We start from the raw sequence: 16,040 nt of genomic DNA, 5'->3' as shown, positions 1-16,040 counted from the left end.
TTATGGCATTGACCAAAGCCGAAATGGCTGAACACTTATTCGAAAAACTGGGTATTAATAAAAAAGACGCTAAGGATTTGGTGGAAGCCTTCTTTGAGGAAATCAAGGAAGCGTTAGAATCTGGTGAACAAGTGAAACTGTCAGGTTTTGGTAATTTTGACCTGCGTGATAAGAACGAGCGTCCCGGAAGAAACCCGAAAACCGGTGAAGATATTCCGATCAAAGCCAGACGGGTGGTTACATTCCGTCCCGGCCAGAAGCTCAAAAGCCGGGTTGAAAACTCAAAGCCACCGACAGAGTAACGTCGTTACGGCATCTGTAAGCGGTGCCTCATCTGTCAGGTATTGATGTTCTTTGTTAGGGCAATGCGCGCTGCGTATTGCCTTTTTCGTTTTTAAAATTGCATTTAGCAGGAGTTGCAATGAAAAAAGCAGGATTCCTCGCAGCATTGATTCTTGTTGCTGTGGCGGGGTATTTCATTTATCTGTCCGATTCTTCTTCAGAACAGGCCCCGGTACCGGTAATTACGGTGATGGATATTCTTCATGCTTCTGATTTGGAAGCCGGAATAAAGCAGGCAGTTGCTGATGGTGACAGTGAAGCGCTTGAAAAATGGATGAACCGGGCGCAGGAAGTGGCGGAACAGGCCGGTCTGAGTTCAACTGACATGCAGTATCTTGCGTCATCTCAGGCGGTTGAATACGTAAAGTTCAATGCCAAACGCAGCTTGTTTAATGATGAGTTTGAAGAACGTTACTATGCCCTTGAAGACATCGGCAGTCTGAAGGTGAAGTACCCGGAAGCGAAAGATTTGTTCCCGCAAGTGGAGGCATTAATCACTAAGCGGGATCAGATCATTGAGCAGATTGCTGTCACGTTGTCGTCAGGACAGGCACCCGGTGAGAAAGAACGTGAGGCAGCCAGAGAAATGTGGCAGTCACGCTATGCCGGAGCAAACAACGGGGAGCGGGATGCTATCCGGCCGGGTACCGGCGAATAATCAGCATGGTTTCACCCGTTATCTTCGCTGCTGACGGTCAGCGGGTGAAATGTTGCAGCGGTCAGTGCACTTAAATCAGACGGTTTCAAACCGACTTCAAGCCCTCTGCGGCCGGCACTGACGTGCATTTTCTCCAGGTTCTGCGCTGAATGGTGAATGAATACCGGTAGTCTTTTCTTTTGTCCCAACGGGCTCACTCCACCCAAAATATAGCCTGTAGTCCGCTCGACGTCTGCAGGGGCTGCCATGGCTGCTTTTTTCGCGCCGGCTGCTTTCGCCACAGCTTTCATGCTCAACTTATCTTCCACGGGTATGATGCAGACGACCCATTGCTGCTTATCCGTTTCTGCTACCAGGGTTTTAAAAACCGTTGCAGGATCGAGGTGCAGTTTTTCACAGGCTTCCAGTCCGTATGAAGGCGCAGCGGGGTCATGTTCGTATTTTAATACCTGATGTGTCACTTTCTTCTTTTTCAGAAGATTAATCGCCGGCGTCATAGGGCCTCAACTAAGGAAGATAAAAAGAGTTTTGTGCGTTTTGATTTTTGCATCAATGCCGGTTTTTATGATATCAATATCAACGCGCTAACTTAATCAAATAATAAAAATAAACCGGATTAAGACTCAATTGCGAAAACGCCTGCCATCAGTTTCTTTCACCACGTAGTCGGTGCATCACGCGCCCGGAAATGTATGTATGCAAGTTAAATCACGCTTTATTGCCTTGTCAGTACTGGCAAGTCTGAGTATTTTTGTCATTATGATGAGTAATGACTTCGGCCAGATCATGAGTTTAACGGCCGGTCTTACTATTCTTATCGCTATGCTCTGGATGACCGAAGCATTACCTATTCCCGTCACGTCTCTTATTCCGTTTTTTGCCTTTCCCATGGCGGGAGTGATGACCTATCAGGAAGCCTCATCGGCGCTGGGAAGCCACGTTATCTTGTTGTTGATGGGCGGCTTTATGTTGTCCAAGTCGCTGGAAAAATCCGGCGTACACCGCAGGCTGGCAGTTTATATGCTGAAGCTTACCGGGGCCTCAAATGCTAAGCGGCTGGTGCTCGGTTTTATGCTTACCTCTGCGGTTCTCAGTATGTGGATATCGAATACTGCCACTACGCTGATGCTGCTGCCCATTGCACTGGCGATAATCAGCTCTGTGGATTCTCCCCGTCTGGCATCAGCCATTTTACTGGGGATTGCCTACGCCGCCAGTATCGGTGGGGTAGGTACACCAATTGGTACGCCGCCGAATATCATTTTTATGAGTGTGTATCAGCAAACTACCGGCACTGAGCTGAGCTTTCTGGACTGGATGAAAACCGGTATTCCGGTAGTCATACTGGCTATTCCGGTGATGGCGCTGTGGCTTACACGTCATCTTGGTCAGATCCCCACGGTGGTATTACCGGACACCGGTGACTGGAAACCGGCTGAGCGCCGGGTGCTGATTTCATTTTTAATTATTGCGCTGGCCTGGGTTTTCCGGCCGTTCTGGACACAGTGGCTGGGCATGACGAATGTGAGTGACAGTACTATCGCCATGGCCGGTGTGGTAATGATGTGCCTTATTCCGGACGGCAATAAGGAAAAGCCGGGACAAATCCTCGACTGGGATACTGCAGCTCAGATCCCCTGGGGCCTGCTGATGGTTTACGCCGGCGGTATTTGTCTGGCTAAAGCTTTCACTGTATCAGGTTTGAGTGTGGTGCTGGGAGAAGCACTGACCAGTTTATCGGTGTTACCGGTCATGTTGCTGATCCTGGTGCTGTGTCTTGCAGTGAGCTTCGTGACTGAAGTGACTTCCAATACGGCCACAGCTACATTGTTGATGCCAATTCTGGCCAGTGCAGCTATTGCCCTCGACCTCGACCCTGTCGTGTTAATGATGCCTGCTGCTATCAGTGCCAGTTGCGCGTTTATGATGCCGGTTGCCACGCCGACAAATACAATTGTATATGGCAGTGGTCATATTAATATGCAGACAATGGTCAGAGAGGGCACCATTCTGAATATACTGGTGGCATTTGTGGTCACCGGCGTGGTCATTGTCACACGCCTTTAGCTGCCGTTAAAAGACATCAGCTATTGCTGATGTCTTCTGATTTGCACGATCATGCCAAACATGGGGTGGTCAAAGTAGTGGATTTGTTTACTGATCACCCGGCGTACCTGATGAAAAGGCACCGCCTGCAATTCAAATTCAGGCTGCCCGTTTTCGCTCTCTCCCGTCGTTACCGGCTGACGGTACTGCATCTCACTGTCGATGTGCAGATAAGGTACCCGGTTAATATATTTCAGATACACTTTCAGAAAACCATCTAATTTCCAGATGGCAGGAGTAAGGCCTTCGTTAGCCTGTGCGACAGTCGTATTTTGTGCTGTATCTGTCTGCATGATGTGTTCAGGTCCCGCTGCCATCATGTCGTCAAAACTCACCTTGCCGGCGCGGTTCAGACGTGAAGATAACTGCGTAAAGAAATCATCCTGTGTCAGCGTTAAATCTTCCTGTGTCTCCGACTCTGCCTGTTCGACGGGTAGCGGTAACTCCGGTTTAATAGCTTCACCGGTCATTGTGAAGCTGTCTGCATAATTGTCGCCGGCGATGATCCGCATGGCTGCAGCTTTTTGTTCACCGAACTTCACCGGCTGACGCCAGGCAATATGAAGCATACGGTTCAAGCCACGGGTCTGCCGGATCTGCCGTGAAAGTTTAGTCAGTTCCAGACTGTTATAAGGCAGCAAGTGTGCAAACCGGGCGAATTCTGTATCCCGGCCGTCAAGAAACTCCGGCACAACATCCGGTGCCGGAAGAGAATTATCCGGTTTGTAAGTCTGCCATTCACCATTTTGCCAGCTTAACCAGTCCCGCGGCGGTTCACAGTAGCTGAAACGGGGAACAGTGACGGGTGTAACCGTATTGATCCCGGAAAAAGCAATCCAGTACTCAGCGATTTCTGAATCTGTGACAGGTTCAACAGCCGGCGTAAGCGGTTCCTCGTCTGCAACGGCCATTTCAGCAGATGAGAACCCGTCATGGCCGGTTTCTTCGCTGAACGCTTCTGCCAGCGCATCTTCGCGGTTCTGCTGAGACAGTTCTGTTTCATCAGATAAGTCCGTTGCTGAGCTAAAATCAGATGGACTGCTGTCTGACAACCCTGTGTTATCAGCGCCTGTAACGGTATTCTCTGTTAACAGTGACTGCGAGGCTTTCCAGCGCGCATAGTCAGCCTGAATGTCTTCCAGTGACGGTGTATCCATCCACAAAGGGGAGGAGGGCACACCACAGGTGGCGAGACCTTGCTTAATGTAACTGATATCAGGACGAAGATAGTTGTCAATCAGATTTAATTCAGCCACAGACTGAGCCAGTGGTGTTTCAGCAAATTGCTCATTGAGCTCACTGATGCTGAGGTTACGATCGAAAATGATCACTTCCACATCAAACCACCAGTCATCCGCAGCAAATACTGGTGAAGCGGTATTTAAAAGAAGTCCTGCTGCTAAAGCGACTACCCGTTTCATGCTTACTTTGTCTCCATGGCAAAGTCGTTCAGTACATTTTCAATCAGGGATAACCGTTCTTCTGCTGTTTCGGTTTTCTTCACCAGACGCAACTTCTGGCTGCCTTCAAAACGGAACGTATCAGAACGGGTTTGTACCAGTTGTATGATATACCCCGGATCCACCGGCGTATTTTCTCTGAATTCAATGGTGCCGCCAATGCTGGTCAGGTCGATTTTTGTTATACCCAACCGTTTTGCGATGAGTTTGAGTTCAGCGACTTTGATAAGTTGTTTAGCCCGCAACGGCAGTAAGCCAAATCTGTCTATACACTCAACCTGGAATTCATCAATGGCATCTTTACTCTGACAACTTGCCAGTTGCTTATAGAGTGAAAGACGCTGATTAACATCTGCAATATAGTCATCGGGCAACAGCGCAGGAATACGCAGCTCAATTTCCGTCTGATTGGCTGAAGCATCTTCCAGACTGGGCTCGCGACCTTCCTTCAATGCTGTCACAGCCTGGTCCAGCATGTCCATGTACAGCGTAAAACCGATAGAGGCTATCTGCCCCGATTGATCATCGCCGAGCAATTCACCGGCACCACGAATTTCAAGGTCATGGGTAGCCAGTGCGAAGCCTGCGCCCAGATCTTCCAGGCTGGCGATGGCTTCCAGACGCTTGGCCGCATCTTTCGTCATCCGCTTCGGATGAGGGGTAAGCAGGTATGCGTATGCCTGGTGGTGAGAACGGCCCACACGTCCGCGCAACTGGTGAAGCTGCGCCAGACCGAGGTGGTCGGCTCTGTCCATAATGATAGTGTTAGCGGTAGGAACATCAATACCGGTCTCAATGATAGTGGTACACACCAGCACGTTATAGCGCTGGTGATAGAAATCACTCATCACGGTTTCCAGTTCCCGCTCACGCATTTGTCCGTGACCGGTGGCAATACGCGCTTCAGGGACAATTTCGGCAATTTCTTTCGCGGTTTTTTCGATGGTATCCACTTCATTGTGGAGGAAGTAAACCTGACCACCACGAAGAATTTCACGCATAACCGCTTCACGGATCACGGACGTATTGCGTTGCTGCACAAAAGTCTTTATCGATAAGCGGCGTGCCGGCGGCGTAGCGATGATGGATAAATCACGCATACCGGACAATGCCATGTTCAGCGTTCTCGGTATGGGGGTAGCGGTAAGGGTCAGAATATCTACATCTGCACGCAGGGATTTGAATTTTTCCTTCTGACGCACGCCAAAGCGGTGTTCTTCGTCAATGATCACAAGGCCAAGATCGTTAAATTCAATGTCGCTGCTGAGCAGTTTGTGGGTGCCCACCACGATGTCCACCTGGCCCTCTTTGATGCCGTCGACAACGGTTTTCTGCGCTTTACCGCTGACAAAACGGCTCATTACCTGAATATTAAACGGCCAGTTTGCAAAGCGGTCTTTGAAATTTTCAAAATGCTGTTGTGCCAGCAGGGTGGTTGGCACAAGTATGGCCACCTGTTTACCGTGATTGGCAGCCAGAAAAGCTGCCCGCATGGCTACTTCTGTTTTACCGAAGCCCACGTCACCACAAACCAGTCTGTCCATGGCCTGCGGTGAACCCATATCCTGAATAACGGCATTGATGGCCTGAATTTGATCCGGTGTTTCTTCAAAAGGAAAGCTGTCGGCAAAGCTCTGGTAATCTTCCCAGTTGATGTCGTAGGCGTACCCCGGTTTTGCTGCCCGTTTGGCATAGACATTCAACAGTTCCGCAGCCACGTCGCGGACCTTCTCGGCTGCTTTTTGTTTCGCTTTTGTCCACGCATCTGAGCCCAGTGAGTTCAGTGGCGCATGATCCACATCGCCGCCGGTATAGCGTGAAATCAGATGCAGAGAAGACACCGGCACGTAGAGCTTTGACTGCTTTGCATATTCAATGCACACATACTCGGTCATCACGCCGCCGGCATCCAGGGTTTGCAAACCCGTATACCTGCCCACGCCGTGATCAAAGTGAACCACCGGTTGTCCAACAGACAGTTCAGCGAGGTTGCGGATAATGGCACTTTCATCCGTTGCCTGCCGTTTGTCACGTAAGCGGCGCTGACTGACCTTATGGCCCAGCAGTTCTGTTTCAGTAATAAACAGAATATTGCCCTGTTCACGCTGCCACTCGAAGCTGTTTTCTACCAGACCAACACAAATGCCTGCAGCAACATCACTGTCGATGAAGTCACTGAGTTGCTGAACGGCTTCAGGGCGGATCCCTGCTTTATTCAGCAGAGTCAGCAGGTTTTCCCGCCGTCCCTGAGATTCAGCACAGAAAAGCACACGGCTGCCGGCATTCCGGGCGGCTTTCATTTTTTCCGTCAGCGCCTGAGCCGGCTGTTTCTTCTGTGGATTAAACGCGATGTCTTTAAGGCTTTCGCATCCGAGGTTGGATTTTCCTGCTTTTTCTTCTAAAGCGTCTGTGTGCAGTGAAATCCGCGGCCAGTTTTTTACCTGTTCGAAAAGTTGGTTAACTGGCAGAAACAGTGCTTCAGGGCTGAGCAGGGGGCGTGATAAGTCGTATCTGCGCTGTTCGTAACGCTCTGCCACATCTGCCCAGTAAAATTCGCTGGCGTCCATGACATCGCCATGCAGCATCAGGACGGCATTATCGTGGAGATAGTCAAACAGGGTAGCGGTATGGTCAAAAAACAGCGGCAGGTAGTATTCGATACCCCCGGGCATGGTGCCTTTGGATACCTGACTTAATACCGATTCCTGCGAACTGTTGCTGTCGAAGGTTTCCAGGTAACGGGCTCTGAAGGCTGAAAGTGCTGCTTTGTCGGTGGGAAATTCTCTCGCCGGTAACAACCGGATTTCATCTACGGCATCCGCAGAGCGCTGATTTTCTGTTTCAAAATACCGGATAGAATCAATTTCATCATCGAATAAATCAATGCGGAATGGTCTGTCACTGCCCATGGGAAACAGGTCGATAATGGAACCGCGAATGGAAAATTCGCTGTGGCTCATTACCTGGTTTACATGCAGATAGCCGGCTTGTTCGAGATTGCGCCGGAACTGTTCACGGTCAAGGGTATCGCCTTTATGAACCATCAGCAGATATTTATTCAAATAATCTACCGGTGCCAGCCGTTGCATCAGCGTGTTTACGGGAACGATGAAGATACCGCGGGGCTCGTTCGCCATCCGAAACAAAGTTTCCATCCGCTGGGAAACAATATCCTGATGGGGCGAAAACATATCATAGGGCAGAGTTTCCCAATCAGGGAACAAGGTGGTAACACTACGGTCGTTATCTAAAAACCATGCAAGTTCCCGCTGGAGCTTCATGGCTGACGGTGTGTCAGCGGTGATAACAACCACCGGTCCTTTATGCTGCTTATATGCCTGGCTGACGGCCAGAGCGCGGCTACTGCCTTTTAACTGACCCCATTGCTGGTGATCACCTGTGCTGCCGGCCTTTTTTGCCTTCGGCAGTGGTAAAGAAAAAATTGTGGCTGTCATGTCACCTTGAAAACTATTGGCTGGTTATCATGGAGTTGCGTGAGAGCGAACTATTCCTGTTTGTCCTGAGCGCGTTTGCGCAGCTGCTGGGTTTGCAAATGCAAACTGGCGCGCACCAGCAATTCCTGATCCTGTTCGCGGATGCTGCGGAAAATGAAAGATATATGGTAATCATCTCCGTGCTGCTGGCAAGCAATAACTTCACCGAAACAATAAACAGCCGCCGCTTCCTGATTGAGAAACAGCTTCAGTTCTGCCAGCGTACCGGTTTCGTAAGGCGATGTGGTACTGACGATTATACCGCCGCCGCCAAACTTAACGGTTTGATAGCGACAGGTCTCATCATCCTGCTGGTGCAGTATATAAGACATCATCAGGTCGATTTTTCTGGCCTGATGGTTCAGGTAATCGGTTAGCGCTGCAGCGTGGTCTCCGAGGTTACGCAGCGGTCTTAATGCCTGTGCCTCGATGGCAGCCATTTCCCCGGCAATTCTAAATGCATAGGGCATGACGGATTCAAGATCGTCACTGGCAGGAACGGATTTACCCGCTTCCAGCGGCACTACGTTTACCGGCAGTTCACTGGTAATCATGAAGAACTCGTCGAATTGTGCCTGTTTATCTGCCAGTGTCTCGTTGCTCATTTAAATCCTGCTACATCAATCTTGTACGTAGTAAAGCTTACACGTAGACTAACAACTTTACTAATACGGTTGCCGTATTACGCCATTTACTTTTTCCGACGCCGGGTTTTCATGTTTCAACCAGTCTCTGCCTTTCTGGCGCTGCGCTATTCTACTGCGAATAAACAAAATAGCTTTGTTTCGTTCATTAACTTTTTTTCAGTCGCCGGAATTGCACTGGGTTTGATGGCGCTGATCATTGTGTTATCGGTGATGAACGGGTTTGAAGGGCAATTAAAGCAGCGCATTCTGGGTATTCTGCCTCATGTGGTTGTACATGCGGAACCATCTGCGGCTCCCTTTGAAAGCATTGCCGGTGTAGACCATGTCATGCCGTTTATCGAAACAGAAGGGGTTTTACAGGCAAGAAGCGGGCTGAGAGGTGTGCAAATTCAGGGCGTTGTGCCGGAAGATATGCAGGACTCTGTGGTGGCAGAAAACATGGTGGCCGGTAAGTTCACCGGTCTGGAAAGCGGCAGTTTTAATGTGATTGCCGGTCAGGCGCTGGCTGTTCAACTCGATCTCAGACCGGGGGATACAATGCGTCTTCTTGTGGCTGGAGCGAGTGTATACACCCCGCTGGGACGCATGCCGGCTCAGCGTATTGTAAAAGTAGCAGGGTTGTACGGGGTTAATTCTCAGATGGATGACAAGGTCATCTTTATGCATCTGGACGATCTGAAAAGGTTATTAAGGAAACCTCAGGATGCGCCCTCAGATACCCGCCTTTTCCTTAACGACGCCTTTAATTACAGTGCGGTCATAAACACATTAGACGGGCAGGGCTTTTCATCCGATAACTGGCGGGAACGTCAGGGGCCCCTGTTCGATGCTGTGAAAATGGAAAAAAACATGATGTTTATGATGCTGCTGCTCATCATTGCCGTCGCTGCATTTAATATTGTTTCTGCGCTGGTGATGGTAGTCACTGAAAAGCAGGGTGACATTGCCATTTTACAAACTCAGGGAATGGAAGCCGGTCAGATACGGACAGTCTTTTTACTTAACGGCCTGTTTAACGGTGTGAAGGGCGCTATACTTGGTCTGGTACTGGGTGTTGTAGTAGTGTTGCAACTGAATAATTTGCTGGCACTGCTGGATATTCAGCTGGCATTGTCTGCCGACGGGCAGGGGATCCCTGTGGATTTACGTTGGCATCAGGTCATTATGGTGACACTATTTTCACTGGTATTGTGTTTGCTGGCCAGTGTTTACCCTGCTGTGAGAGCGATGAAGGTGCATCCTGCTACGGCGCTGCAGAACGAATAAACTGGCTTGTACCATGTTGACCATGTGGTTAATTTTGCGTGCAAATAACCTTAATTTTCACTATACTTCCCGCCTTTCAAATCTGGCCGGATAAATGCTATGAACAAAAACTTTATTACCTCCCAATCTCTTCTGGAAGACTCGTTCCGTTTAGCGGCTATGGTATATGAAGATGGCTTCCGGCCGGACTTCATTATCGGTATCTGGCGTGGTGGTGCGCCTATTGGTATCGCTGTTCAGGAATTTTTTGAATTCAAAAATACCCCAACTGACCACATCGCAGTGAGAACATCGTCTTACTACGGTATCAACAAACAGTCGAAAGAAATCCGTGTTCACGGTCTGCATTATCTGGTCGAGAATGCTAATGCTGACGACAAACTGCTGATTGTTGATGATGTATTTGATTCCGGCCGCAGTGTGGATGCGCTTATCAAACAGGTGCGTAAACTGATGCGTCTGAATATGCCGAAAGATATCCGTATTGCCTGCCCCTGGTACAAGCCACAGAACAACAAGACGGAAATTGTTCCTGACTATTATGTAAATCAGAGCGATGAGTGGCTGGTATTTCCTCACGAAATCGCTGGTTTGAGTGAGGAAGAAGTGCGGGAAGGTAAAACCGAACTGGCCGGTGTGATGGATATTCTTTACAAGAAAGACTAGTAGATCCTGCTGTTAAATGTGTCTGCGCTATATGCGCAGACAGCTGTCGTCCCACCGGTATTCCATTTGTCTGGCTGTTGCTTCAGCATCAGCTTTCTTCGTAATATCAGCTACCAGCGTTAACGCCATGTCGATGCCGGCTGATATACCGCCACTGCTGTAAAGCGAGCCCTCATTCACTACCCGGCAATGTTCATGCACAGTGAGTGACGGATAAAGCCTGCGTAAATCAGCAATGTCCTCCCAATGTGTTGTCATATTATGGCTATCCACAATCCCTGCTTCAGCAAGCAAGAATGAACCTGTACACACTGATGCCACTATCTTTGCACTGGCAGATGCCTGTTTGATCCATGCCAGCAACACAGGATTGTTCAATTCGCGGGTATGATCGCCGCCAACCACCACGAGGATGTCCGGTTTCTCTGCATCTGCAAATGTAGTGTGGCTCTGTACCATAAAACCCGCACGGGCTTTAATCATGGCAGTTTCGGCTACCAGTTGTACCTGCCAGTTAAACTGGTGGACCCGCACAGCCGTGGTAAAGACTTCGTAGGGCCCGGCGAAATCAAGCACCTCCGCGTCAGGGTATATCACAATGGCAAAGCGTAATGGCTGTCGGTTATTTTCCGTCGATATAGAATTTGTCATGGAAGGTGTAGACCAGTTCAGGTTTATAGACGATGAGCAATGTCATAGTCATACCATTTAACAGTCCTTCGGGGAAGAGCAGTAAGGGGATAAGAATAAGGTAGTTATCTCTTACGGTTTGCCAGTCATATAAACCGTCAGCCAGGTAATATCCCCCCAGCAAACCCATTTTCAAAGCTATGACTATGGCGCCCGGGAAAAATGCACAGGCAAATATGTAGACGAACAGATTACGGGGGATTTTGTGAAATGCGGTCATAAAGATGACGTAGCTGACACACACAGGCATGACAACGCCAAGCAGACCATTTACGCCGATCATGTGCCATTGTTCAGTACCGGTTAATGTTATACCGGTAAGGGCCACGGCTCCGGCGATCAGCGCCTTTCTGAATCCGAGTGTCAGCGTTAGTGCACTCAGCCATAAAAAATGAACATCCAGCCCCTGATAAATCCCGGCACGGAAAATCCACAAAAAAAACAGCAGCGCGGTATAACCGAATAACACATGCTGCTGTCTCTTATCTTTTAACAAAGCCTGCCAGGACAGATTCCTGATTATCACAATCATCAGTCCGGTGAACAGAATAAGTGCGAATGTTTGCAGGCTTGTCAATGATGACCTCGTTAGTTAAATATCATACACCGTCCAGATAGGAGCATGATCAGACGGCTTTTCAATGCCGCGCAATTCGTAATCAATACCGGTTTCCTGAAGTCCTTCATGTACTGGCTTTGTTGCCAGGATATGGTCAATGCGCAGACCCCGGTTGTCGTTAAATCCTTTTGAGCGGTAATCGAACCAGCTGAACTGGTCGCTTACTTCCGGATTTTGTGCTCTGAAGCTGTCGGTCACGCCCCAGTCGTAGAGTGTGTTAATCCACTCCCGTTCTTCCGGTAAAAAAGAGCATTTGCCGGTTTTCAGCCAGCGTTTACGGTTATCCTCGCCAATGCCGATATCATTGTCTGCCGGCGAAATGTTCAGATCACCCATAATGATGACGTTGTCATCCTGACTATGGTGGTCACTGAGATACCCCATTAAATCGGCATAGAATTTACGCTTCGCCGGGTACTTGGTTTCATGCTTTTCATTCTCGCCCTGAGGGAAATAGCCATTCAGTACCCGTACCGGCTGACCATTTTTACCTGCTAACGTCACCATTATCATGCGGCGCTGAGCGTCTTCTTCATCAGTGGGAAAACCGTATTGCACATTCAGCGGCTTCTCTTTTGTGAGCATAGCCACACCGTAGTGACTCTTCTGTCCGTGGAAGAAAACGTGGTAACCCATCGCTTCCACATCAGCAACAGGAAACTGCTCGTTATGCACTTTGATTTCCTGCAAACCGATGACATCCGGCTGGTGTTTTTCAATCAGTGCAGACAGCTGATGCAACCGCGCACGAATCCCGTTAATATTAAAAGATACTACTTTCATGAAATTCACTGTTAATTAATTTATTGCAATCATAGCAAAACCGCTGTGCTGCCTGAAGACAGGCACAGGCTATTTTGCAGCTTTTGAGTTAAGCAGGTTCACTGTAGTGTGAGGCAGTATGAATGATACTTTCAAAAACCTGTTTGGCAGCGTCTCCCGCATCATCATCGTTGATATTATTGGCCCGGGCCCAGTCAGTAGCGCCTGCTTTAAACGTTTCCCAGTTTGCGCCGGTTTCTGCCATGGCACGGTAGTATTGCTGCGGCAAACCGGGATGACGTGACTGCAGCCAGCGACTGATGATACTGCCGCCCATGGACGATCCCATCCACACATAACTGAATGCCAGCAGGCTGGTTGGTGACTGAGATGATAATGCAGATTTGAACTCAGGCTGTTCTTCCAGCACCCCTAAAATTTGCAGGTCCAGGTTAAGTGCATCAATGACATCATCGACTATTATCAGGTGACGTATTTCATCAGGTAAGCGGGCCACGAAAGGCGCGGCATAAACGTGAAAAGCCCTTAGTACAGACAAGGCTCTGCCATAATGCAGCGGACTGAACGCTTCACTGCGCATCTGGTAACAAAACGGGTAGGAGGCTTCTAACTGCTTGTGAGGTTCTGACGATGATTCTCTGAGTGTTAAAAATAGTTTATTTATATTCATCAATAAGTTGATCTGATATTCTGAAAATGTTGTAAGACATTAAGCCGTAAAATATTCTAAAAGTCATAAGCACGGTTCAAAGACATGGATAACGCCACTTCATCAGACTTCACTGTCGATCTGACTAATTGCGACAGGGAACCCATTCATCTGCCGGGCAGCATACAATCTTTTGGTTGTCTGATTGCCGTGCGCGCCGACTGGCTGATTGCGTTTTGCTCAGCCAATACTGAACATTATCTTGGTGTACCTGTGGATGACGTTGCCGGAGAACCGCTGAAAAACTGGTTTGACAAAACGACGTTACACCATATTCGTTCTTCCTTACAGTCTTCCATGATTACCGGCAGGAATGAACGGTTGTTTGCACAAAAAGTTGTGGCTACCGGACTAACTGTTGATATCTCTGTTCATCATAACGGTCTTTATACGCTGATAGAGCTGGAAGAAGTGCACAGTGGACGTAAAGCTGATGAGCAGTTTGTGCGATCTCTGCTGACGCAATTTTACCGTGCCGCCGACAGTAAAGAACTCATTGATCAGGTTGCCCAGCAAATACAGCTTATCACCGGATATGACAGAGTGATGGTGTATAAGTTCCTGCCGGACGGGGCAGGAGAAGTGGTGGCTGAAAGTAAGCAATTTAAGTTGGAACCTTTTCTTGGCTTGCGTTACCCCGCCTCTGATATCCCTAAGCAGGCCCGTGCCTTGTATGTGAAAAACCTGCTGAGGGTGATTGCTGATGTGGATGACACAACGGTGCCGGTGTTACCTGTTGTGAAGGGGACTGACAGTCAAATTGATATGTCATTTTCCATTCTGCGTGCGGTCTCTCCCATCCATATCGAGTATTTGAAGAACATGGGGGTGAAAGCCTCCCTGTCTGTTTCCATTGTCATTAACGGTAAGTTGTGGGGTTTGTTTGCCTGCCACCACTACAGCCCTAAAGTACCGTCGTATTATCAACGGACGGAACTGGAGCTTTTTGCTGAGGTATTTTCCCTGGAGTTGTCGTCGCGGTTAATGACGGAGCAAAGTGTCGAACGGGACAGAGTGCGGCATGTTCATAATCGAATTATGTCGACCATTCCGACCTCCGGTTCGCTGGCACAGGGTATTGCTGATCAGTTTCCTGTCATGCGCGACCTGATAAAATGTGACGGTATTTGCGTCATCGTAGACGGTGAAGTACGCAGCGAAGGGCATGGTCTGGAACCGGATAACCTCAAGAGGTTGTGCCGTCAGTTGAACGCACTGGCAGCCAGCGAAATTGCCGCCATTGACACTCTGGCGGATTTTATGAGTGGTTATCAGACCGATGTTCACGGCATTGCCGGTGTGCTGGCGGTCCCTGTATCAAAAAGTCCCAGAGATTATTTGCTGTTTTACCGTCAGGCACAGACCAAAACCGTAAGCTGGGCAGGTAATCCGGAAAAACCGGTGGTGGCCGGGCCGAATGGCGCCAGACTCATGCCAAGGAGCAGTTTCGACGTCTGGCAGCAAACTCACAGTGACAGTTGTCACGAGTGGCTTGAGCAGGAACTTAATGACGCAGATTCTTTGCGGGTGACCCTTCTTGAAGTAATGATAAGACACATTCAGGAAAGGGACAGTATCCGTCTGCAGGCTGCACGAAAACATGAAATTCTTATATCGGAACTGAATCACCGGGTACGGAACATTCTGAATCTGGTCAACGCCATTGTGATGCAAACTGAGCAAACCGGCAGAACACTGGAAGAATTTATTCAGGTTCTCAGTGGCCGCCTGGTTGCTCTGGCATCCGCTCATGATCAACTTACTGCGTCAGACTGGACTGATATTTCATTCCGCAAATTACTGGAAACTGAAATTCAGGCCTATGTGAATTTATCTAACAGTATTGAGCTCCATGGTGAGGATGTGTTGATAGCGCCTTATGCAGCCACGCCTCTGGTGCTGGTGATGCATGAGATGTTTACCAATGCAGCGAAATATGGCGCGCTTTCGAACTCAGGTGAAAAGGGCACGGTGTCTGTCCACTGGTCTGTATCGAAGAAATCTGAGTTAATCATCCGTTGGGAAGAAACTGGCGGTCCTCCTGTGTCGCTGCCTGGTAAAGACAGTTTTGGTATGACAATGATACGGAATGTCATTCCCCATGAGCTTGAAGGCGAAGTGGACATTGAGTTTTCTCCGGGTGGCGTAAAAGCGACACTGGTGATCCCCCATCGTTATCTTGTCGTTAAAGACACCTCTGCGGACAGTGAAAATGTAGCAACGATTGAAGAACCCGATACGTCTTTAAGCATGCCGGAATATGCTCTGGTAGTCGAAGATAGTCTGGTGATTGCCCTTGATATGCAAAAAAAGCTGAAGGCGCTTGGTGTTCAGAATGTCGCTGTAGCAGGTACGCTTGCCGCAGCGCGCCGTTCTGTTGAAGGGCGCGAACCCGGCCTGGCCGTTTTTGACGTGCATCTGGGTAATGAAACCAGTTTTGACCTTATCAGACAGCTTTCGGCCCAAGGTATTCCTGCCATTATCGTTAGTGGTTATGGTGAGGATGTAGACATCCAGGATGAAATAAAGCACGTACCAGTGTTAACCAAGCCGGTCACCGGGCAGGATTTAATGACTACTCTGGCGCAAATCTTGTAAGA

General features: G+C 48.9%; 14 protein-coding genes. 6 read left to right on the top strand and 8 right to left on the bottom strand.

Annotated features, from left to right (window positions below; all coding sequences use genetic code 11):
* Positions 1 to 2 precede the first annotated feature (2 nt).
* Together ihfA and ACXAGC_RS10730 are read left to right on the top strand one after the other, a co-directional pair.
* The gene (ihfA, locus tag ACXAGC_RS10735; RefSeq protein ID WP_070123303.1) at positions 3 to 302 is read left to right on the top strand and encodes an integration host factor subunit alpha; all 300 of its coding nucleotides are present in this window, start codon (positions 3 to 5) and stop codon (positions 300 to 302) included.
* A gap of 119 nt (positions 303 to 421) precedes the next feature.
* Positions 422 to 1,000, top strand: coding sequence for a hypothetical protein (locus ACXAGC_RS10730; protein ID WP_474844381.1), 579 nt, complete (start codon positions 422 to 424; stop codon positions 998 to 1,000).
* An 11-nt stretch (positions 1,001 to 1,011) separates the two neighbouring features.
* Here ACXAGC_RS10730 and ybaK read toward each other — a convergent pair whose 3' ends face one another.
* A complete protein-coding gene (ybaK, locus tag ACXAGC_RS10725; protein WP_474844380.1) occupies positions 1,012 to 1,497 on the bottom strand; it encodes a Cys-tRNA(Pro) deacylase in 486 nt (161 codons plus the stop codon).
* 199 nt (positions 1,498 to 1,696) lie between these two features.
* On the opposite strand from ybaK, the gene ACXAGC_RS10720 reads away from it, so the two are divergent.
* The gene (locus tag ACXAGC_RS10720) at positions 1,697 to 3,067 is read left to right on the top strand and encodes an SLC13 family permease (protein WP_119501591.1); all 1,371 of its coding nucleotides are present in this window, start codon (positions 1,697 to 1,699) and stop codon (positions 3,065 to 3,067) included.
* Positions 3,068 to 3,087: 20 nt separating this feature from the next.
* Here the strand turns inward: ACXAGC_RS10720 and ACXAGC_RS10715 are convergent, their stop codons facing one another.
* Genes ACXAGC_RS10715 through ACXAGC_RS10705 form a run of 3 tightly spaced genes read right to left on the bottom strand, consistent with a single transcriptional unit; the run spans position 3,088 to position 8,665 of the window.
* The gene (locus tag ACXAGC_RS10715) at positions 3,088 to 4,527 is read right to left on the bottom strand and encodes a CsiV family protein (protein WP_474844379.1); all 1,440 of its coding nucleotides are present in this window, start codon (positions 4,525 to 4,527) and stop codon (positions 3,088 to 3,090) included.
* 2 nt (positions 4,528 to 4,529) lie between these two features.
* Entirely contained in the window at positions 4,530 to 8,021 is a 3,492-nt protein-coding gene (mfd, locus tag ACXAGC_RS10710; RefSeq protein WP_474844378.1) for a transcription-repair coupling factor, read from the bottom strand.
* A gap of 50 nt (positions 8,022 to 8,071) precedes the next feature.
* Positions 8,072 to 8,665, bottom strand: a complete 594-nt coding sequence (locus ACXAGC_RS10705) for a PilZ domain-containing protein (RefSeq protein WP_474844377.1) — start codon at positions 8,663 to 8,665, stop codon at positions 8,072 to 8,074.
* A gap of 111 nt (positions 8,666 to 8,776) precedes the next feature.
* Between ACXAGC_RS10705 and ACXAGC_RS10700 the strand changes: the two genes are divergently transcribed.
* The gene (locus ACXAGC_RS10700; RefSeq protein WP_474844376.1) at positions 8,777 to 9,973 is read left to right on the top strand and encodes a lipoprotein-releasing ABC transporter permease subunit; all 1,197 of its coding nucleotides are present in this window, start codon (positions 8,777 to 8,779) and stop codon (positions 9,971 to 9,973) included.
* A 99-nt stretch (positions 9,974 to 10,072) separates the two neighbouring features.
* The gene (locus ACXAGC_RS10695) at positions 10,073 to 10,639 is read left to right on the top strand and encodes a phosphoribosyltransferase (protein WP_474844375.1); all 567 of its coding nucleotides are present in this window, start codon (positions 10,073 to 10,075) and stop codon (positions 10,637 to 10,639) included.
* A 27-nt stretch (positions 10,640 to 10,666) separates the two neighbouring features.
* Here ACXAGC_RS10695 and ACXAGC_RS10690 read toward each other — a convergent pair whose 3' ends face one another.
* The 4 genes from ACXAGC_RS10690 to ACXAGC_RS10675 form a co-directional block, all read right to left on the bottom strand.
* Positions 10,667 to 11,290: a DJ-1/PfpI family protein gene (locus ACXAGC_RS10690; RefSeq protein WP_474844374.1), complete on the bottom strand. Its 624-nt coding sequence runs from the start codon at positions 11,288 to 11,290 to the stop codon at positions 10,667 to 10,669.
* Entirely contained in the window at positions 11,262 to 11,906 is a 645-nt protein-coding gene (locus ACXAGC_RS10685; RefSeq protein ID WP_303573992.1) for an energy-coupling factor ABC transporter permease, read from the bottom strand. Before ACXAGC_RS10685 ends, ACXAGC_RS10690 begins: the two co-directional genes overlap by 29 nt.
* 15 nt (positions 11,907 to 11,921) lie before the next feature.
* Positions 11,922 to 12,731, bottom strand: coding sequence for an exodeoxyribonuclease III (xthA, locus tag ACXAGC_RS10680; RefSeq protein WP_474844373.1), 810 nt, complete (start codon positions 12,729 to 12,731; stop codon positions 11,922 to 11,924).
* A gap of 88 nt (positions 12,732 to 12,819) precedes the next feature.
* A complete protein-coding gene (locus ACXAGC_RS10675; RefSeq protein WP_474844372.1) occupies positions 12,820 to 13,401 on the bottom strand; it encodes a heme oxygenase-like domain-containing protein in 582 nt (193 codons plus the stop codon).
* 84 nt (positions 13,402 to 13,485) lie between these two features.
* On the opposite strand from ACXAGC_RS10675, the gene ACXAGC_RS10670 reads away from it, so the two are divergent.
* The gene (locus ACXAGC_RS10670) at positions 13,486 to 16,038 is read left to right on the top strand and encodes an HWE histidine kinase domain-containing protein (protein WP_474844371.1); all 2,553 of its coding nucleotides are present in this window, start codon (positions 13,486 to 13,488) and stop codon (positions 16,036 to 16,038) included.
* Positions 16,039 to 16,040 lie beyond the last annotated feature (2 nt).

It is taken from the genome of Alteromonas sp. AWJ4_197 (assembly GCF_056160285.1).
This window is presented reverse-complemented; position numbering and strand designations above follow the sequence as displayed.